This window comes from Polaromonas sp. P2_G11 (assembly GCF_056403595.1).
Genome location: NZ_JBFUFE010000001.1, coordinates 367498 through 386356, shown reverse-complemented (window position 1 = coordinate 386356; position 18859 = coordinate 367498). Strand labels below are relative to the sequence as shown.

The following is an 18859-nucleotide window of genomic DNA, read 5'->3' as shown; positions in this document are numbered from 1 at the left end:
CTCAGGGCTTGGGGGCGGGTGGCAGCACCGGGTAGGTGTGGTTCAAGCCCTGCAGGTACTTGACCAGGTCCAGCGCCTGGGGCGAAGGCACGACCACCTGGCCGATGTTCGGCCCATAGGCGGGTGGCAGCGCCAGCGGTTGCTCACCCTCGCTTTCGGCGTCTTTCGCGTCCTTTACCGTGAAGAGATATGGGTAGGACGGCATGATGGAGCCGGGCACATAGGCGCGCGGCTGGTACAGGTGGCCCAGGTGCCAGTCCTTGCTCGGTTGGCGCGCCCCGATGTTGAAGAGGTCCGGCCCGGTGCGCATGCTGCCCAGCAAATGCGGCTTGTCATAGAAATAATCGCCCGGCACCGAGGCCCGGCCCCAGCCGCGCTCCGCGTCGGGGCCGAAGTTCCGGTCACGCGGCTGCTGGCTGTGGCAATACACGCAGCCATTGGCGATGTAGACCTCGCGCCCGCGCAGCTGGGCGCTGGTGTAGTTTTTCAGCTCCGGCGGCGGTTTGATGTCGCGCACCTGCATGTAGGGCATCACCACCAGGGCTGCCGTGGCGATGCCCAGGGCCACCATGGCGCCCGATGCCAGCTTGACTTCATTTTCCATGAGCGGCTCCCATTTCAACGCTGCGTGCGTCGTTGGGCCAGAAGAGGGCGGCGCCCGCACGGCCCGGCCCGAAACGAAGCGCCATGGCCAGGAAATGGCCGACGAACACCAGGTGGCTGAGCACCATCAGGCCGCCACCCACGGATCGCCATTTCAGGTAGGGCAGGGTCAGCTCGACGGAAGCCATGAAGGGCTGGGCGGCATCCAGCATGGCCACACCTTGAAGCCAGCCGCCGATGGTGAGCCCGACAAAATATATCGTCACCCCGACAGCCGCCAGCCAGAAATGCAGGGTGATCAGTTTCGGGTACGGCCACTCCCAGTTCAGCACCCGGGGCATCATGAAATAGATGGCGCCGAACAGCACCATGGTGACGAAGGCATAGGCGCCCAGGTGCGCATGGGCCACCGTGAAATGGGTGAAGTGGGTGATCTGGTTGACGCTGCGCAGCGCCTCCAGAGAGCCCTGCAGCGACGAGGCCAGGTACATCAGCCCGCCGAACATCATGAAGCGCAGCGTCGGCGAATAACGCGCCAGGTGCATACGCCCCTGCAGCGTGGCGCCCATGTTGATGCTGAAGGCGATCACGGGGATCACCATCATGACGCTCTGCACGATCGACAGCGTGATGAGCCAGCCGGGCACCGGGCCGCCGATGAGATGGTGGCCGCCGACCTGCCCGTAGAAAAATGCCAGCGTCCAGAAGCCCAGCAGCGAGAGGTTGTAGGAGCGTATCGGCCGGCCGATGATTTTGGGCAGGAAGTAATAGATGGCGCCCACGCTCACGGGCGTGAACCACAGGCCCAGCACGTTGTGCCCGTACCACCAGTTGGTGGTGGCCTGCTGCACGCCGGTGTGCACGCCGGGCATCTTGCCGACCAGGAAAAGCAGGGCAATCCACAGCAGCGCCGCCGTCATGTACCAGACGCTGACGTACAGGTGCGAGACCTTGCGGTTGACCAGCGTGAACAGCACCGGCAGGATGACGAGGGCAAAGCCGGCGAACATGAAGATCGCGATCTGCCACGGAATTTCCAGGTATTCCATGCCGTCGTTCCAGCCGGTCGCGATGGCGCCTATGCCCCCTGCGATGCCCATGTTGATGAGCGCCCCGCCCAGCATGACCCAGATGGCGCCGTAGAGCCGGGTGCGCAGCAGCCGCGGCAGCAGCCACACGATCATTCCCAGCGCGGCATTGGTGATCCAGCCGTAGAGCACGCCGGTCAGGTGCACCGTGCGTATGCGGCCGAAGGTCAACCAGGCATAGTCGGTAAGCCAGTCGGGCTCATGCAGCTTGATGGACGACACCAGCCCCGCCATCGAGCCCACGATGAGCCACAGGCAGGCAAAGGTGATGAACATGAACACCGGAAACGCGGTAGAGCGGTCGGACGTGATGCGGTCCAGCAGCTCGGCGGCATCGGCGGCGTGGGTCTTGATGCCGCCTTCCTTCACGGCCTTCTGCATCGACGCCTGTGCCACGTCCTGTAGCGCGGGGTCGTCGACCTGGCCGATCTCGCCGTGCGCGAAGATGACGGAAGCCGCGACAGGGTTTTCTACCAGTAGTCCTTTGCGCAGCGACCAGATAAAGACAAAGAGTCCGATGATGGACAACAGGAAAGCACCGAGAAGGCTGAGGGCGGCGCTGTCCATCATGCAGCTCCTTCAGGCAACGCCCGTCGCATCGTCGGGATATCCGGGATCTCATTGCCCGCGCTCCGGGTTTTCAGAAAGAGCGGTGTCGGCCGTCTGGAAGGCTGCGTCGGTCCGCCGCTTGTGCATGGTGCAACTGTCATGATTTCTCCGGTGTGAAAACCCGCAGACGCCATTTGCTGCGTGGCGCCGGTCGGGTGGGGCCGCGAGAACTTGCCGCAGGTGTTCCATACTACGCCTTTGATGGCTGCCAGCCTGGACGCCAGGCTGTATTCCAGTCATCTGCTACTGTTTTTATAGCTGCTTGCGCTCGCCTGCATTGGTCTGTAGCCTGAATCAATGTATTGATATAGCTTAAGCCAGGCCTCATCAAGCCGTGTTAGCCTCGCGGCCATGTTGAACCGCATCCCCTCTTTCCTGCGCCATGTCGGCCCAGGTGTAGTCACCGGCGCTGCCGACGACGACCCTTCCGGCATCGCCACCTACACGCAGGCGGGGGCGCAGTTCGGCACCGGCCTGCTCTGGACGGTGTTTTTGTCGCTGCCTTTCATGATCGCCATCCAGCTGGTGAGCGCGCGTATCGGACGCGTCACCGGCAAGGGTGTGGCGGCCAACCTGCGCGAGCACACGCCCCGCGCGTTCCTGATGAGCATGGTGTTTTTGCTGGTCATTGCCAACACCATCAACATTGCCGCCGACATTGCCGCGATGGGCGAGGCGCTGCAGCTGGCGGTGGGCGGCGGCGACCACTTTCATGCAGTGGCCTTCGGCATCATCACCGTGCTGCTACAGGTGTTTGTGCCTTACCGCAAGCTCGCACCCATTTTGAAATGGCTCACGCTCTTTCTCTTTGCCTATGTCATCGCCGTGTTCCTGGTGCAGGTGCAGTGGGCCCAGGTGCTGCATGACCTGGTCGTACCCAAACTGCAGTGGACCTCGGGCTACTGGATGATGATCGTCGCGCTGCTGGGCACCACGATTTCGCCTTACCTGTTTTTCTGGCAGGCCTCGCAGGAGGTGGAAGAGCTGCGCCTGAAGGGCGGGGTACTGGGCGCTGAAAAGAAGATCCGCCGCGACCTTCGCCGCGTCAAGCGCGACACCTACATCGGCATGTTTTTCTCTAATGCCATCGCCTTTTTCATCATGGTGTTGGGCGGTGCGGTGCTGTATGCGGCCGGTATCCATGATGTGACATCAGCCGCGCAGGCGGCGCAGGCTTTGCGGCCACTGGCCGGCGATTTTGCCTTTGCGCTGTTCGCCGGCGGCATCATCGCCACCGGCCTGCTGGCCGTGCCGGTGCTGGCCTCGTCGGCCGCCTACGCCGTGGCCGAGGCCTTCGGCTGGCCCGAAGGCCTGGAGCGCCACTGGTACGAGGCCAAACGCTTTTACGCCATCATTGTCATCGCCACCATCGTAGGCACGGGCATGGACTTCACCAGCATAGACCCGATGAAAGCGCTTTACTGGAGTGCCGTGATCAACGGCGTGGTGGCCGTGCCCATCATGGCCGGCCTGATGCTGCTGGCCGGCCGGAAATCGGTCATGGGCAATTTCACCTCGGGCCTGAAGACCACGTGGTTCGGCTGGGGCGGTGTGGTGGTGATGGGCTTTGCGGTGGCGATGATGTTGCTGGATCTGATCCGCCCCTTGTTCTAGGCTTCCCGGCGACGAACCCACAAACGCTGCGGCCCCGCGCCCTGCCCGGCGAGCTGGTCATACGGGTTGCGCAGCCGGCATTTGTCAATCGACAGGCAGCCGCAGCCTATGCAGTCGTCCAGGGTGTCGCGCAGTTTTTTGAGCTGGGCCATGCGCTCGTCCAGGTCGGCGCGCCAGGCTGCCGACAGTCGGGCCCAGTCCGCGCGGCTGGGGGCCGCCTTCGCGGGCAGGGTGGCCAGGGCTGCCTCGATGTCGGCCAGCGCAATGCCCACCCGCTGCGCCACACGCACAAAAGCCACGCGTCGCAGCATCTCGCGTGCGTAGCGACGCTGGTTGCCTTCGGTGCGGGTGCTGCTGATCAGCCCTTTTTTCTCATAAAAGTGCAGGGTGGACACCGCCACGCCGCTGCGGCGTGCCATGTCGCCGACCGAGAGTGTGGGAAAGATGCCGGCCTGTTCCAGTTCCGTGCCTATGGATTTCCTTGAAAAAATGCTTGACCTAAACTTTACTTGAGGTTTCAGACTCCTCATTTTCAGGCCAATCCGGCCCGCTTATTTCAAAGGAGTTGTTTTCATGTCCAGCGATTTATCAAGCCCCCGCTTCCGCCTCCGTGTTCCGCGTCGACAAATTCGTCGTGCCCTCGCAATCGATCTCCGCTTTTGTCGAGCGCATTCACCAGGTCCAGCGCATGCTGGGCGAGCAGCCCGGCTGCCTGCAAAAACATGTGCTGACCCAGACGGGCGACAGCAGCGAGTTCGATGTGGTGACCGTGGTCGAGTGGGCCAATGCCGATGCGGTGGCCGCCGCCCAGACCGTCATGCAAAAGCAGCTCGCCAGCGAGGGCTTTGATATTCAGGCCTTCAGGAAGAAGCTGGGCGTGCGCGGCGACTCGGGGATGTACCGGGAGGCTTGAGCGTCAGGCCGGGTTCTGCCGTAAATGGAATACTGCGGCAACCTGGAGATCGAGGGCCGGTAGGCCTGTGAACGCCGCTATCGGGTATCGCGCTTACCGCGTACCCCTGTTAATCTCCGATAGGATGGCTGTTGTCGCCATCAGCGCGACTACAAATATCGGGGCCATAAGCATGCAGAACGAAAACAGCCAACCGTCGGAAGAAGAGGGCCCACCGGCCATCGCCCTTGTCTTTGCCGGCTTTCTCCTGATCGTCCTGGAGATATTTATGTTGGCATCAGGCGTGGCCGGGTGCTGGGGCGGGTGCAGCCTCGACGTCATCCCCAAAATTGTTTTTCTGTTTTTCCTTGCTGGAGCAGGGCTATGGATGACCTATCTGGTTTTCTCGGCGGGCAGCATCGTTGCCATGCTGTTTATCATTCCCACGAGTCTGGTATCGGGCGGCAGCATGTTGCTGGTCCTCTGGTTGTTCGCTGCCTCGGCAATCAGCCTGGTTGTGAAGGTCTTCAGCTAGGCGCGATGCAGGCGGCCGGGAAGGGTCAGGCTCTCTGCACCCGCCCCAATCCGACCTGCCGATTACCGGCGCCCAAGAGCGCTCAGCACATTCTCAGCCGTCGCCGGAGCGGTCAGCACCACGCGTTCATCCCCGGCCTTCACCGCGCCCACCGCATCGCGCAAAGCCTCATACACACTGATCGCCAGCATCAGCGGCGGTTCGCCCACGGCCTTGCTGCCGAAGACGTTGTCTTCGCGGTTGGGCTCGGGCCACAGATCGATCTTGAAATGCTCGGGTACATCGCCGGTCGCAGGAATCTTGTAGGTGCTGGGCGCGTGCGTGGTCAAAAGGCCCTTGTCGTTCCACACCAGCTGCTCGGTGGTGAGCCAGCCCATGCCCTGCACAAAACCGCCTTCGATCTGGCCGATGTCGATGGCCGGGTTGATGCTGGTGCCCACGTCATGCAGGATGTCGACTTTCAGCACGCGGCTTTCGCCCGTCAGGGTGTCGATGGCGACTTCGGTGCAGGCCGCGCCATAAGCGAAGTAGTAGAACGGCCGGCCGGTCAGTGTGGCCTTGTCGTAGTGGATTTTGGGTGTGCGGTAAAAGCCGTCGCTCCAGAGCTGGATGCGGTTGGCATAGGCCAGCTTCACGACTTCGGTGAAAGGCCGCGCGCCTGCGGGTGTGACAACCTCGCCCCCTTCAAACTGCACCGCGCCCGCGCCGCACCGGTCCAGGCCGGCCACAAATTGCGCCAGGTTGTCGCGCACATTGCGGGCGGCGTATTGCGCGGCGCGCGCGTTCAGGTCGGTGCCGGCTGAGGCCGCGGTGGCTGACGCGTTCGGAATCTTGCTGGTGTCGCTGGCGGTGGCCAGCACCTGGTCGAACGGCACGCCCAGTTCATCGGCCACGATCTGGGCGACCTTGGTGTTCAGTCCCTGGCCCATTTCGGTGCCGCCGTGGTTCACTTGTACGCTGCCGTCGGTGTACACATGCACCAGCGCCCCGGCCTGGTTGAAGAGGGTGGCGGTAAACGAAATGCCGAACTTCACGGGTGTGATGGCGATGCCGCGCTTGATGACCGGGCTTTGAGTGTTCCAGGCAGAAATTTTCTGACGGCGTTGTGAATAAAGCGCGGACAGCTCCAGTTTTGATAGCAGCGGCTCAAGAATGTTGTCCTCGACCTTCATCTGGTAGTGGGTGACGTCACGCTCGCCGATGCCGTAGAGGTTGCGTTTGCGCACGGCCAGCGGGTCCAGGCCCAGCGCGCGCGCGATGTCGCCCATGATGGCTTCAATCACGATCATGCCCTGCGGACCGCCAAAGCCGCGGAAGGCGGTGTTGCTTTGCGTGTTGGTCTTGCAGCGGTAGGACGCTATCTCCACGTCCTCCAGAAAGTAAGCGTTGTCGGCGTGGAAAACCGCGCGGTCGGCCACCGGGCCCGACAGGTCGGCGCTGAAGCCGCAGTTCACCGCCATCATGAGCTTGAGGCCGCTGAGCCGGCCGGTGTCGTCAAAGCCCACGTCGTATTCATACGCAAAGGGGTGGCGCTTGCCGGTAACTAGGAAGTCGTCGTCGCGGTCCAGCCGCAGCTTGACGGGGCAATGCAGCTTGTGAGCGGCAATGGCGGCCCAAACGGCCATCTGGCCCGACTGCGTTTCCTTGCCGCCAAAGCCGCCGCCCATGCGCCGGCATTCAACGCGCACCGCATGGTTGGCAATGCCCAGTGCGTGCGACACCCAGTGCTGGATCTCGCCGGGGTGCTGGGTGCTCGAATAGACCAGCCACTGGTGTTGTTCCTGCGGCACCACGTAGGCAACCTGGCCTTCGAGGTAGAAATGTTCCTGGCCGCCGACTTCCAGCGTGCCGTGCAGTGCATGGGGCGCATTTTTGAGTGCTGCTGCCGCGTCGCCGCGTTTCACGAAGACCGGCGGCAGCACATAACTTTCTGCCTTGAGCGCGTCGTGCACGGTCAGCAGGGCGGGAAGGGGCTCGATGTTGCACACCACCTTGCGTGCGGCGCGGCGGGCCTGCATGACGGTGTCGGCCACCGCCACGCCGATCACCTGGCCGATGTGCTGCACCGTGTTTTGTGCAAACACCGGCTCGTCGTGAGAGAAATTGCCCAGCACCGGGTCGCCCGGAATGTCGCGCGCCAGGATCACGTCGCGCACGCCCGGCATGGCCAGCGCCGCGGTGGTGTCGACGCCCAGCAGCCTGCCATGTGCCACGGTCGACAAAATGGGCGCGGCATGCAGCGTGCCGCGCACTTCCGGAATGTCGTCGACATAGGTGGCGGCGCCGGCGACTTGCGCGCGGGCGCTTTCATGGGGTGTGGAGCGGCCCGCCGCCTGCGTGCTTGCGGGTTTTTGGGCCAGCGACGTTTTTTCCGCAAGGTCTGCGGGGGGCACATCGCCAGCGCGGGCGTTGGCTGCGCGCACGTCCGGGTCGGCCATCGCATCGCGGCTGACGGAGATGTCTTTCGCGGCGTTCATGCGGCTTCCTCCAGCCGGAAGCTGGCTAGGTTGATCTGCTGCAGTCCCTGGCTTTCGAGCCAGTAGCGCTGGAGCAGGTTGCCCAGCACCTGGCTGCGGTAGGCCGCGGAGGCACGCATGTCTGAAATCGGTGAGAACTCGGCACGCAGCGTGGTGATGGCGCTTTGGACTGTGGCCTGCGTCCAGGGTTTCTCCGTCAGCACTGCCTCAGTCTGAGTGGCTCGCACCGGCGTGGCGGCGACGCCGCCTGCGCCTATCGACGCGCTGACGACAATGCCATTTTCAATCTGCAGGTTGATCGCCAGGCAGACGGCGGAAATATCGTCGTCATAGCGCTTGGAGATTTTGTAGACCTTCATCGCCTCCCGGGGCTGCGGTTTGGGCACCTTGATCCAGGCCAGCACTTCGTCGGGCGCCATCACGTTCTTGCGGTAGCCGGTGTAAAGCGCTTCCAGCGGCATTTCGCGGTGGCCGCGCACGCTCATCAGGACGATGTTTGCGCCTAGTGCAATCAGCAAGGGCATGGAGTCGCCAATCGGCGAGCCATTGGCGATGTTGCCGCCCAGCGTGCCGGAATTGCGCACCGGCAGCCCGGCAAAGCGGGCCCCGAAGTTTTGCAGTTGCGGCCGGTCTTTCACCAGCGCCGCATAGGCGTCGGCCAGTGTCACGGCGGCGCCTATGGCGATGTGATGCGGGTAGTCTTCAATGCGGCGCAGTTCACGCACTTTGGTGACATCCAGCACCTTGCCAAATTGCATGTGCTGCTTGGTCACCCACAAGCCCACGTCGGTGCAGCCGGCCACCAGTTGGGCGCCGGGGTGGGAGGCGCGGGCCTGCAGCAAGGCTATCAGCGTGGTGGGTGATTTGTAAGCCAAATCGGCCTCCAGCCCAACAGGGGCGGGCGCGAGCAGCTCCAGTTTTTGTAGCAAACTGGCTTCGTCGACCTGCACCGGAGGCAGGTCGCCCATGGTCTGCGCGGCCTCCAGAATGGGCCGGTAGCCGGTGCAGCGGCAAAGATTGCCGGAGAGTTCTTCCTGGGCCAGCTCCCGCGTGATGGGCTCGCCTTGGCAGACGTGGTTTTGGTACATGCCGAACAGGCTCATCACGAAGCCCGGGGTGCAGAAGCCGCATTGGGAGCCGTGTTTGTCCACCATGGCTTGCTGGGCGGGGTGCAAGGCGCCGTCCTGCGCTGCAATGTCTTCCACCGTCCACAGCGCCATGCCGTCCACCGAATGCGCGAGCCGGATGCAGCTGTTGATGGCACGGTATTCGACCTTGCCGCCCGTCGCCTCGCCCAGCACCACGGTGCAGGCGCCGCAGTCGCCTTCGCCGCAGCCCTCCTTGGTGCCGGTGCAGGCCAGGTCCTCGCGCAGCAGCTCCAGCAGGGTGCGGCTGGGTGGTACATTGCTGACGGAAACAACTTCACCCCGCCTGACGAAGCGGATGGGTCTGGAAAAAGATGGGACAGCCATGCTTCAGGTTAAAACAGTCGCGCCGCGGCCAGCATACAAAAGTGCATATCAACCGCATGGGTGAAAAGGTATGAAAGACCAGGCGCTTTTCGACAAGATAGACCTCCATCTCATCAGGGTCTTGAACACCGTGCTTACTGAACGCAGCGTATCACGCGCCGCCCTCCGCCTGGGCATGTACCAGCCCGCCGTCAGCGCGGCGCTCAAGCGCCTGCGCACGCTGGCGGGTGACCCTATCCTGGTGCGGTCCGGCTCCGGCATGGTGCCTACGGATGCGGGCCTGCGCATGATCGAGCCCTCGGCCAGCATTTTGCGCGCGGCCGGCATGTTGTTCAGTGACGCGCGCGGGTTTGACCCGGCTACCGCTCAGACCACCTTTCGCCTGGCGGCCAGCGACTACCTGGACCCGTCTTTCCTGCCGCAGCTGGTGGCGCAGATCAAATCCCAGGCGCCGCTCTGCCATATCGAAATCCACCCGCTGTCCGCTGAATCCGACTACCGCACGCACCTGGCGCAAGGCCAGGCCGACATCGTCATAGGCAACTGGGCCGCGCCGCCCGACGACCTGCACATGGCACGTCTTTTCGGCGACGAGGTGGTCTGCCTGGTCGCCAAGGAGCACCCGGCCGTGCGCCGCGGCTGGGATGCCGCGACCTGGCTGGAAGCCGAACACATCGCGCCCACCGCCACGCACCCCGGCGCCAAGGGCGTGATCGACGAGCATCTCGACACCTTGGGCATGGTGCGCAACATCACGGTGCGCTGCCCGCACTTCAGCCTGATGCCGTCCATGGTGGCATCAAGCTTGCTGGTGATGACCACCGGGCGCCAGTATTGCGAACGCTTTGCCGGCCTGCTACCGGTGAAAATACTGCCCAGCCCGATCGCCTTTCCCCGAATGATGTATTACCAGCTCTGGCACGAACGCACACACGCCTCCAACTCGGCCCGGTGGCTGCGCGAGCGTGTCAAGTCTGTGGCCTCAACGCTACGAAAAGAATAGCTGCTTGCGCTCGTCCCGTAAGGGCTGCAGCCAGAATTACCTATAAACCGACGACAAAACCGGATACCCAGAGACAATGACCGTAGCCTCGCCCCAGACTGACAGCCCGCCCGGCCAGCCGCCGCGGCTGCAGCTTTCCGGCATCACCAAAAGCTACCCCGGCGTGGTGGCCAACAGCGGCATTTCGCTGACAGTGCAGCCCGGTGAAATCCACGCCGTGCTCGGTGAAAACGGCGCGGGCAAATCGACACTGATGAAGATCATTTACGGCTCGGTCAAGCCCGACGCCGGCAGCGTGGCGATGGACGGCAAACCGGTGGCTGTGCGCAACCCGCACGAGGCGCGGGCGCTGGGCATCAGCATGGTGTTTCAACACTTCAGCCTGTTTGACACGCTGACGGTGGCCGAGAACGTCTGGCTGGGGCTGGACAAACACCTCACGCTGGCCGAAGTCTCGCAGCGCATCCTGCAGACGACACAAGCCTATGGCCTGCAGCTGGACCCGACACGTCCCGTGCACACCCTGAGCGTGGGCGAGCGGCAGCGGGTGGAAATTGTCAGGGCGCTGCTCACGCATCCGCGGCTGCTGATCCTGGACGAGCCCACCTCGGTGCTGACGCCCCAGGCGGTCGAGAACCTGTTTGTCACGCTGAGAACGCTGGCTGCACAGGGCTGCAGTATTTTGTACATCAGCCACAAGCTGCATGAAATCCGCGCGCTGTGCACTGCCTGCACGGTGTTGCGTGGCGGGAAGGTTTCCGGTTTCTGTGATCCGCGGCAGGAGTCCAATGCCTCGCTGAGCCGTTTGATGATTGGCGCTGAGCCGCCCGCGCTGGAGCACCGCGAGGTGCGCGCCGGCGCCGTGGTGCTCGACGTGAAGCAACTCGACGTGCAAAAGGAAGACCAGTTCGGCGTCGACCTGCACCAGATCGCGTTGCAGGTGCGGTCCGGCGAGGTGGTCGGCATTGCCGGTGTGTCGGGCAATGGCCAGAAAGAGTTGCTTTATGCACTGTCGGGCGAAGACACCCGCGCCGCCAGCGATGCGATCAAAGTCAAAGGCCAGCCGGTGGGCAAGTTCGGCCCTGGCGGCCGGCGCGCGCTGGGCCTGCACTTTGTGCCTGAAGAGCGCCTGGGGCGTGGCGCCGTGCCATCGCTTTCGCTGGCACGCAACCTGTTGCTCACGCGCAAGGAGGCTGTTGGCAAAAGCGGCTGGCTTGACCGCGGCGCCCTGCAGGCGCAGGCAGCCCGCATCATTGCCGACTACAAGGTCAAGTCCGGCGGGCCGCAGGCGGTGGCCAAGTCGCTGTCGGGCGGCAACCTGCAGAAGTTCATCATGGGTCGCGAGATTGACGCGCAGCCTGAGCTGCTGATCGTTTCGCAACCCACCTGGGGTGTTGATGTGGGGGCGGCCACGCAAATACGTGGCGAGTTGCTCAAGCTGCGCGATGCCGGCTGCGCGGTGCTGGTGGTGAGTGAAGAGCTCGAAGAACTGTTTGACATCTGCGACCGGCTCTATGTGATGGCCAAGGGTCAGCTCTCGCCCTCGCTGCCGCGCGCCGACGCCACGGTGGAACTGGTGGGGCAGTGGATGAGCGGGCTCTGGGCGGCCGGCACGCACCAGGCAGAGACAACACAAACCACGGCGGAGGCCTCGGCATGAGGCTCGAGATTCGTCCCCAGCCGTCTTCCTTCTGGAGCTATGCCTCTCCGGTGCTGGCTCTGCTGATTACCGTGCTGATCGGCGTGGCGCTGTTTGTGGCGCTGGGCAAAGACCCCGTCAAGGGCATGCAGGTGTTTTTCTGGGAACCTATCAAGTCGCCCTACGCGATCGGGGAACTGCTGGTCAAGGCCACGCCGCTGCTCATCATCGCGCTGGGGCTGGCGGTGTGTTTTCGCTCCAATGTCTGGAACATCGGCGCCGAAGGCCAGTTCGTCATGGGTGCGATCGCCGCAGGCGGCGTGGCGCTGTTGGCTGAAAAAACCACGGGTCCCTGGATCGTTCCGGCCATATTGCTGGCAGGCCTTGCGGGCGGCATGGTGTGGGCCGGCATCACCGCCTTGCTGCGCGACCGTTTCAACGCCAATGAAATCCTGGTCAGCCTGATGCTGGTCTATGTGGCGGAGATGGTGCTGAACTACCTTGTCTTCGGCCCCTGGAAAGACCCCAACGGCTACAACTTTCCGCAAACCAAAACCTTCGAGGCCGTGACGCAGATTCCGCGGCTGATGCAGGGCTCGCGTGTGAACATCGGCATCGTGCTCGCACTGGTGGGCGTGGCCGGGCTGTGGCTGTTCATGTTCCGCACACACGCGGGTTTTCGGCATGAGGTCAGTGGCCTCGCACCTGCGGCCGCGCGCTATGCCGGGTTTTCATCGCGTCGTGCGTTGTGGCTGGCGCTGCTGACATCGGGCGCCGCGGCGGGCCTGGCAGGCGCGCTCGAAGTGGCCGGCCCCATTGGCCAGCTCACGCCTTATGTGCCGGCGGGGTATGGTTTTGCCGCGATCATCGTCGCCTTCGTCGGGCGGTTGCATCCGGTCGGCGTGGTGTTCTCCGCCATCCTGATGAGCATGTTTTATATAGGCGGCGAGCTAGCGCAGTCGCGCCTGGGGCTGCCCAAGTCGATCACCGGCGTGTTCCAGGGCCTGCTGCTCTTCAGCCTGCTGGCCTGCGATACGCTTATCGCGTACCGCCTCAAGCTGACCAGGCCCATCCCCACGCCGGTAGCAGCGCCTGCTTCGACCGACCTTGTGAAAGGAGCCGGCTGATGGACTCCACCGCATTGCTCATCGCGGCCACACTCAGCGCCGGCACCGTGCTGGCCATCGCCGCGCTAGGCCTGCTCATCAATGAGAAAGCCGGCATCGTCAACCTCGGCGCCGAGGGCATGATGCTGTGCGCGGCCATTGCAGGCTTTGCCACGGTGGTACACACCGGCAACACCTGGCTGGGCTTTGTGGCCGGCATGGCGGCAGGCGCTTTCCTGGCCGCGGTTTTCGGCGTGCTGGTGATCTGGCTCAATACCAACCAGTACGCCACGGGGCTGGCACTCAGCCTCTTCGGTGCGGGTTTCTCGGCCTTTGCCGGCATCAAGTATGTGCAAGAGAAGTTGCCCGAGCAGTCGCAGTACCCAATTCCCTTTCTGGCTGACATTCCGCTCGTGGGCCCAGCGCTGTTCCGTCAGCATCCCATGGTTTACATCGCCATGGCGCTGACGGCCGGGTTGATCTGGTTCTTGTACCGCACGCGCGCCGGCCTGGTGCTGCGCTCGGTCGGTGAGAGCCCTGAGTCGGCGCATGCGTTGGGCTACCCGGTGCGACGAATACGCCTGGCGGCGGTCGTGGCCGGCGGCGCACTGTGTGGGCTGGCCGGCGCCTATGTGTCGGTGGTCTATACACCGCTGTGGGTCGAGGGCATGATCGCGGGCAAGGGCTGGATCGCGCTGGCGCTCACCACCTTTGCCACCTGGCGACCGGCACGGGTTTTGCTGGGTGCTTACCTGTTCGGCGGCGTGACCATGTTGCAGTTTCACCTGCAAAGCCTGGGCGTGAACATGCCTACGCAGTTCCTGAGCATGCTGCCCTACCTGTCCACCATCGTGGTGCTGGTCCTGATCTCGCGCAACCCGCTGTGGATTCGCGTCAACATGCCCAGCTCCATCGGCAAGCCCTTTTACCCGGGGGCCTGATGGTGTTTTAAGGTCGATCCGCCGCATAATTGCTTTTTTTCGCCTTACCGTTCCACTTTTCATTTCAATGTCATTTCCTAAAAACGAAAGCGAGTTCACATGACTGACCTGCAAAAACGTTCCCTGCTGAAGCTGGCGGCCTTGTCGGCTGTGGCTGGGGCAGCCCTGATGGGCTGCGGCAAGAAGGAAGAGCCGGCAGCGGCGCCTGCCGCACCCGCGCCAGCGGCGGCAGCGCCTGCCAAGGTCGAGCCCCTGAAAATCGCATTTGCCTATGTAGGCCCTGTGGGCGACGGCGGCTGGACCTTTGCGCACGACAATGGCCGCAAGGCTGTGGAGAAAGCCTATGGCGACAAGGTCGTCACCAGCTTCGTCGAGAAAGTACCCGAGTCGGCCGACGCCGAGCGCGTAATCCGCGACATGGCCAATAACGGCGCCAAGCTGATCTTTGGTACCACGTTCGGCTACATGGAGCCCATGCTCAAGGTTGCGGCCGATACCAAGGGTGTGAAGTTCGAACACGCCACCGGCTACAAGCAGGCCGAGAACATGCGCACCTATGACAGCCGCACCTACGAAGGTGCCTACATGGCCGGCGTGATCGCGGGGAAGATGAGCAAGACCGGCACGCTGGGCGTGGTCGGCTCGGTGCCGATTCCTGAAGTGGTGCGCAACATCAACAGCTTCACGCTGGGCGCGCAGTCGGTCAACCCCAAGGTCAAGACCAAGGTGGTGTGGGTCAACGAATGGTTCAACCCGCCCAAGGAAACCGAAGCCGCCACGGCGCTCATCAATGGCGGGGCCGACGTGCTGTTCCAGAACACTGATTCGTCCGCCGTGCTGCAGACCGCCGAAAAAATGGGCAAACGCGCCTTCGGCTGGGATTCGGACATGACCGCCTACGGCCCCAAGGCCCACCTGGCATCGGCCATCATCAACTGGGGCCCGTACTATGTGAAGTCCGTGGGTGAGGCGCTTGAGGGCAAATGGACGGGCAACACCGCTGCCTGGTGGGGCGTCAAGGAAGGCGCCATCGACATCGTGTCGATTGCAGCCGATGTGCCGGACGACACCAAAAAACGCGTCGAAGAAGTCAAGGCCGGCCTGAAGGACGGTAGCTTCTCGATCTGGAAAGGCCCGATCACCGACAACACCGGCAAGGAACTGCTGGCCAAGGATGTGGTGGCGGACGACAAATTTCTCGGCGGCCTGAAGACGTACGTCAAGGGTGTCGAAGGCAAGGTTCCCGGCAACTGAGGATAATGGACAGAGCGCCGTGCCTGGGCAACAGTTCCCGGGCCGGAGCGCTCGCAACGTAGTTTCAAAGCTGCCTTCGGGCAGCTTTTTTGTTTCTGGAGTTGACATGACACCCGCACCATTCAATGTAAAACCCGTGTCCGCAGACCGCCTGCCCGAACTGCTCAAAAGCATGCCCAAAGCCGAGCTGCATATGCATATCGAAGGCTCGCTTGAGCCCGAACTGATCTTCGCGCTGGCCCGCCGCAACGGCGTGAACATTCCCTATGCCAGCGTTGAAGAATTGCGCAGCGCTTATGCCTTTACCAACCTGCAGAGCTTTCTCGACATCTACTACGCAGGCGCCAGTGTGCTCATCACCGAGCAGGATTTTTACGATATGGCCGATGCCTACTTGCGCAAAGCTGCCGCTGACAACGTGGTGCACACCGAAATGTTTTTTGACCCGCAAACGCACACGGCACGCGGCGTCAGCATGGAAACGGTCATCAACGGCCTGCACCGTGCCTGTGTGGACGCGCAGGCCGGGCTGGGCGTCAGCGCCTCGCTGATCCTGTGCTTTCTGCGCCATCTCAGTGAGGAAGACGCGTTTGAAACGCTGGAGCAGGCCTTGCCCTTCCGTGACAAATTCATTGGCATCGGGCTTGACTCAGGCGAGGTCGGCAACCCGCCCGAGAAGTTTGCCCGCGTGTTTGCGCGCTGCCGTGAGCTGGGTTTTCACCTGGTGGCCCACGCCGGCGAGGAAGGCCCGCCCGAATACGTCTGGACGGCGCTTGACGTGCTCAAGGTGGAGCGTGTAGACCACGGCGTGCGTTCCAGCCGTGATGCATCGCTGATGCAGCGCCTGGCGCAAGACCGCATTCCGCTCACGGTCTGCCCGCTCTCCAACCTCAAGCTCTGTGTGTTCCCGGACCTTGCCAGCCACAACCTGCGTGAGCTGCTTGATGCCGGGCTGGTAGCCACGGTCAATTCAGACGACCCGGCCTATTTCGGCGGCTACATGAATGAGAACTTCACGCAGACTTTTGCCGCGACGGGACTGAATGCACAGCACGCTTACGTGCTGGCACGCAACAGCTTTGAGGCGAGCTTCATCGACGCTTCGGCGAAGGCGCATTATGTGGACCGCCTTAACGAAAGCTTCGAAGCCTTCAACTGAGTGCCGCGCACCGGTTTCGGCGCACCGGCCGCAAGCAGCGGCAGCGCCACCAACGCGCACAGGCCGGCCACACCCCAAACCATGGCCCAGCCTTGCCAGGCCAGCAGGTAAGGAAGGCTCAAGGGCGTGACAAAACACACCGCGAACACGCTGGTGTTGGCCATGCCCAGGGCGGTGCCGGCACGCCGCGCGCCGGCCAGCGTCGCGAGTTCGGTAAAGGCCACGCCGTGCCAGGCCGATACGCATATCCCGCAGGCCGCCAGTAGCGCCAGCAACGCGATGCCCATGGCGGCCGGCACCACGGGCCGCATCCCCGCCCAGGTCACCAGCGCCGCGAGCGCGCCGAACAATGCAATGCTCAACACGGTGCAGGTGCGTAAATAGGCGCGGCGGTTCTGGTGCCTGTCGGTCCAGTGGCCGCTCCAGACGCGCATGCCCATCGCGCCGACCTGCACGCTGACCATGGCGGTGGTGATCGCGGCCACGCCCCAGTGCGCGAAGTCATGCAGGAACACCGTGCCAAAGGACAGCACCGCGAACTGCGGCGCGCACAGAATGCCTATGCCCGCCACGATGCGCCAGACACGTGGGTCGCGCAGCGGGCCGCCGGTAGCATCATCCGCTCCGGGTACCGAGGCGATGGTCTGCTGTGCGGCAGCGGGAGGCGGCTCATGCAGCCATAGCCAGGCGAGGGCGGCCGTGGCCGCACACAGCAGCGCCAGCAAGCCGTAGATCACCGCGAAGCCCGCATGCAGCGCCAGCGCCGGCAGCAGCAGCGCGCCCAGGCCACCGCCCAGCGGCACGGCGGTCTGGCGGATGCTCATGGCCAGGCCGCGCTCGCCGCTCTGGAACCACGACATGATGGCGCGCCCGCTTGCGCCGTTGACGCTGCCGCCCAAAAGGCCCACCAGCAAGAGGCCGGCAGCCAGCAGTGGCAGGCCTGGTATGTGGCCGGGTGTGGGCGCCGCGAACAGTGCCATCGCCGCCAGCGCCGCCGCCGTCGCGCTCAGGCCCAGCAGCAGCACGGGCCGGTCGCCCCAGCGGTCGGCCAAGAGGCCCCAGGGCAGTTCGCTGACCGCGATGCCCAGGCCCATGAGGCCCAGCACCAGGCCCAGCGAGGTGTTGTCGAGCTGGTAGCCCGAACGCATGAAGATGGCGGTCATGGGCAGGCCGCTGAAAGCCACTGAAAAGCTGGCGTTGGCGGCTACGCCGACGCCCAACACCTTCCAGCGATGCTGCGGGCCGGGAAGGGGATGTGGGGAGCTGGGCATGGAGGGATTTCCTGGGCGTGGAGGATGAAAAAACGAGAAGACGGAGCCAGTGTAGAAAGTTAGAATCATTCTGAAAATCAGAAAATATTGGATGAATAGTTCCAATAAAAAGGATGATTAGATGACCCGGCCCCTGTTTGACCCCGACGTGTTGCGCACCTTTGCCACCGGCATGGCACTGGGCAGCTATGCCAAGGCCGCCGACCGGCTGGGACGCTCAACGTCCGCCGTGAGCGCACAGCTCAAGAAGCTTGAAGCGCAGGCCGACACGCCGCTGTTCCGCAAGGCCGGCCGCGGTCTGGCGCTGACCGACGCGGGCGAAACCCTGCTGGCCTACGCGCATCGCCTGCTGGACCTCAACGAGGAAGCCGCGGCGGCCCTGCGCGGCGCGGATCTGCAGGGCTGGGTGCGCCTGGGCCTGCAGGAAGATTTCGGCGAGACCTTGCTGCCCGGCGTGCTGGGCCGCTTCGCGCGCGCCCATCCCAAGGTCCGCATCGAAGCCTGCATGACGCGCTGTGCCGAACTGCGCGAACGGCTGGCCTTGCGCCAGCTGGACTTGGCCCTGGTATGGGACGCCGGCGAGCCCTCATCATTGCCGCATGGCGAGACGCTGCTGAACCTGCCCTTGCAATGGCTGGGCGCCGCGGCGCAAGGTGAGGACCTTCCCGCCTGGGCCCGCGCGCTTCAAGCCAACGGCCAGAGCGGTGCCTGGCGCGGCGATGCCTTGCCGCTGGTGCTGCTCGATGCGCCATGCCCGCTGCGCGACATCGCCACCGGCGCGCTGGAGCAGGCCGGCATCCCGTGGCGGCATGCTTTCACCAGCGCCAGCCTGGCGGCGCTCTGGGCCGCGGCTGCCGCCGGCCTGGGGCTCACGCTGCGCACTTCCCTCGGCTTGCCTGCCACCTTGCACGCGCTGGCGCCGGCGGCGCACGGGCTGCCCAGGCTGCCGCGCATCACGCTGTCGCTGTACCGCGCGATGGCCGAGCCCGAAGCGCCGGTGGCGCAACTCGCGGCGCTGCTGCGGCAAGCGGTGCAGCAGCAGCCGGTGGCGCCGTCCGCGCCGCGGGCAAAGCGCGCGGCCGCTGTTCGCCGCTGAGGGTGCTGCCCAGTCTTGCGCGGGGGTTATTCGGTGGGTGCCTGGCTGGGCAGAGGCGCAAACGTATGATCCCCACTGAACCATCAAGCAAGGATCCCGG

16 protein-coding genes are annotated in these 18859 nt (G+C 63.9%); 10 read left to right on the top strand and 6 right to left on the bottom strand.

Features of this window, described 5'->3' with window-relative positions; translation table 11 throughout:
* Position 1 precedes the first annotated feature (1 nt).
* Together AC1DWQ_RS01930 and AC1DWQ_RS01925 are read right to left on the bottom strand one after the other, a co-directional pair.
* Positions 2-604, bottom strand: a complete 603-nt coding sequence (locus tag AC1DWQ_RS01930; RefSeq protein ID WP_477668129.1) for a cbb3-type cytochrome c oxidase subunit II — start codon at positions 602-604, stop codon at positions 2-4.
* Positions 594-2258 (bottom strand): cbb3-type cytochrome c oxidase subunit I, encoded by a 1665-nt coding sequence (locus tag AC1DWQ_RS01925; protein ID WP_477668128.1) that lies wholly within the window; start codon positions 2256-2258, stop codon positions 594-596. The genes AC1DWQ_RS01930 and AC1DWQ_RS01925 overlap by 11 nt, the downstream gene beginning before the upstream one ends.
* Before the next feature lie 393 nt (positions 2259-2651).
* On the opposite strand from AC1DWQ_RS01925, the gene AC1DWQ_RS01920 reads away from it, so the two are divergent.
* Positions 2652-3914 (top strand): Nramp family divalent metal transporter, encoded by a 1263-nt coding sequence (locus AC1DWQ_RS01920; protein WP_477668127.1) that lies wholly within the window; start codon positions 2652-2654, stop codon positions 3912-3914.
* Here AC1DWQ_RS01920 and soxR read toward each other — a convergent pair.
* The gene (soxR, locus tag AC1DWQ_RS01915; protein WP_457279847.1) at positions 3911-4387 is read right to left on the bottom strand and encodes a redox-sensitive transcriptional activator SoxR; all 477 of its coding nucleotides are present in this window, start codon (positions 4385-4387) and stop codon (positions 3911-3913) included. The two genes, AC1DWQ_RS01920 and soxR, sit on opposite strands and share 4 nt — an antisense overlap.
* Before the next feature lie 137 nt (positions 4388-4524).
* On the opposite strand from soxR, the gene AC1DWQ_RS01910 reads away from it, so the two are divergent.
* Entirely contained in the window at positions 4525-4827 is a 303-nt protein-coding gene (locus AC1DWQ_RS01910) for an antibiotic biosynthesis monooxygenase (protein WP_477668126.1), read from the top strand.
* Between the two features lie 172 nt (positions 4828-4999).
* Entirely contained in the window at positions 5000-5341 is a 342-nt protein-coding gene (locus tag AC1DWQ_RS01905) for a hypothetical protein (protein ID WP_477668125.1), read from the top strand.
* 62 nt (positions 5342-5403) lie between these two features.
* On the opposite strand, the gene xdhB is transcribed toward AC1DWQ_RS01905, so the two are convergent.
* Positions 5404-7818: a xanthine dehydrogenase molybdopterin binding subunit gene (gene xdhB / locus AC1DWQ_RS01900; RefSeq protein ID WP_477668124.1), complete on the bottom strand. Its 2415-nt coding sequence runs from the start codon at positions 7816-7818 to the stop codon at positions 5404-5406.
* A complete protein-coding gene (gene xdhA, locus AC1DWQ_RS01895; protein ID WP_477668123.1) occupies positions 7815-9290 on the bottom strand; it encodes a xanthine dehydrogenase small subunit in 1476 nt (491 codons plus the stop codon). The genes xdhB and xdhA overlap by 4 nt, the downstream gene beginning before the upstream one ends.
* A 70-nt stretch (positions 9291-9360) precedes the next feature.
* Between xdhA and AC1DWQ_RS01890 the strand changes: the two genes are divergently transcribed.
* The 6 genes from AC1DWQ_RS01890 to AC1DWQ_RS01865 all read left to right on the top strand — a co-directional run bounded on the left by AC1DWQ_RS01890 (position 9361) and on the right by AC1DWQ_RS01865 (position 16392).
* Positions 9361-10293 (top strand): LysR family transcriptional regulator, encoded by a 933-nt coding sequence (locus AC1DWQ_RS01890; RefSeq protein ID WP_477668122.1) that lies wholly within the window; start codon positions 9361-9363, stop codon positions 10291-10293.
* A gap of 76 nt (positions 10294-10369) precedes the next feature.
* Complete coding sequence (locus AC1DWQ_RS01885; RefSeq protein ID WP_477668121.1) at positions 10370-11953, top strand: ABC transporter ATP-binding protein; 1584 nt, start codon at positions 10370-10372, stop codon at positions 11951-11953.
* Positions 11950-13059, top strand: coding sequence for an ABC transporter permease (locus tag AC1DWQ_RS01880; RefSeq protein WP_477668120.1), 1110 nt, complete (start codon positions 11950-11952; stop codon positions 13057-13059). The genes AC1DWQ_RS01885 and AC1DWQ_RS01880 overlap by 4 nt, the downstream gene beginning before the upstream one ends.
* Positions 13059-13979 (top strand): ABC transporter permease, encoded by a 921-nt coding sequence (locus AC1DWQ_RS01875; RefSeq protein WP_477668119.1) that lies wholly within the window; start codon positions 13059-13061, stop codon positions 13977-13979. The genes AC1DWQ_RS01880 and AC1DWQ_RS01875 overlap by 1 nt, the downstream gene beginning before the upstream one ends.
* Before the next feature lie 99 nt (positions 13980-14078).
* On the top strand, positions 14079-15233 hold the full coding sequence (locus AC1DWQ_RS01870; protein ID WP_477668118.1) for a BMP family ABC transporter substrate-binding protein: 1155 nt from the start codon (positions 14079-14081) through the stop codon (positions 15231-15233).
* Positions 15234-15339: 106 nt separating this feature from the next.
* The gene (locus tag AC1DWQ_RS01865) at positions 15340-16392 is read left to right on the top strand and encodes an adenosine deaminase (protein ID WP_477668117.1); all 1053 of its coding nucleotides are present in this window, start codon (positions 15340-15342) and stop codon (positions 16390-16392) included.
* Here AC1DWQ_RS01865 and AC1DWQ_RS01860 read toward each other — a convergent pair.
* On the bottom strand, positions 16350-17663 hold the full coding sequence (locus AC1DWQ_RS01860; RefSeq protein WP_477668116.1) for an MFS transporter: 1314 nt from the start codon (positions 17661-17663) through the stop codon (positions 16350-16352). The genes AC1DWQ_RS01865 and AC1DWQ_RS01860 overlap by 43 nt on opposite strands.
* 121 nt (positions 17664-17784) lie before the next feature.
* Between AC1DWQ_RS01860 and AC1DWQ_RS01855 the strand changes: the two genes are divergently transcribed.
* On the top strand, positions 17785-18759 hold the full coding sequence (locus AC1DWQ_RS01855; protein ID WP_477668115.1) for a LysR substrate-binding domain-containing protein: 975 nt from the start codon (positions 17785-17787) through the stop codon (positions 18757-18759).
* The last annotated feature ends 100 nt before the right edge of the window (positions 18760-18859 follow it).

Excerpts from the sequence above, each read along its gene's own strand:
- AC1DWQ_RS01905 (WP_477668125.1), top strand. The coding sequence starts at position 5,000 with ATGCAGAACGAAAACAGCCAACCGTCGGAAGAAGAGGGCCCACCGGCC.
- AC1DWQ_RS01920 (WP_477668127.1), top strand. The coding sequence starts at position 2,652 with ATGTTGAACCGCATCCCCTCTTTCCTGCGCCATGTCGGCCCAGGTGTA.
- AC1DWQ_RS01930 (WP_477668129.1), bottom strand. The coding sequence starts at position 604 with ATGGAAAATGAAGTCAAGCTGGCATCGGGCGCCATGGTGGCCCTGGGC.
- AC1DWQ_RS01865 (WP_477668117.1), top strand. The coding sequence starts at position 15,340 with ATGACACCCGCACCATTCAATGTAAAACCCGTGTCCGCAGACCGCCTG.
- AC1DWQ_RS01860 (WP_477668116.1), bottom strand. The coding sequence starts at position 17,663 with ATGCCCAGCTCCCCACATCCCCTTCCCGGCCCGCAGCATCGCTGGAAG.
- xdhB (WP_477668124.1), bottom strand. The coding sequence starts at position 7,818 with ATGAACGCCGCGAAAGACATCTCCGTCAGCCGCGATGCGATGGCCGAC.
- AC1DWQ_RS01925 (WP_477668128.1), bottom strand. The coding sequence starts at position 2,258 with ATGGACAGCGCCGCCCTCAGCCTTCTCGGTGCTTTCCTGTTGTCCATC.
- xdhA (WP_477668123.1), bottom strand. The coding sequence starts at position 9,290 with ATGGCTGTCCCATCTTTTTCCAGACCCATCCGCTTCGTCAGGCGGGGT.
- AC1DWQ_RS01875 (WP_477668119.1), top strand. The coding sequence starts at position 13,059 with ATGGACTCCACCGCATTGCTCATCGCGGCCACACTCAGCGCCGGCACC.
- AC1DWQ_RS01880 (WP_477668120.1), top strand. The coding sequence starts at position 11,950 with ATGAGGCTCGAGATTCGTCCCCAGCCGTCTTCCTTCTGGAGCTATGCC.
- AC1DWQ_RS01890 (WP_477668122.1), top strand. The coding sequence starts at position 9,361 with ATGAAAGACCAGGCGCTTTTCGACAAGATAGACCTCCATCTCATCAGG.
- AC1DWQ_RS01870 (WP_477668118.1), top strand. The coding sequence starts at position 14,079 with ATGACTGACCTGCAAAAACGTTCCCTGCTGAAGCTGGCGGCCTTGTCG.
- AC1DWQ_RS01855 (WP_477668115.1), top strand. The coding sequence starts at position 17,785 with ATGACCCGGCCCCTGTTTGACCCCGACGTGTTGCGCACCTTTGCCACC.
- AC1DWQ_RS01885 (WP_477668121.1), top strand. The coding sequence starts at position 10,370 with ATGACCGTAGCCTCGCCCCAGACTGACAGCCCGCCCGGCCAGCCGCCG.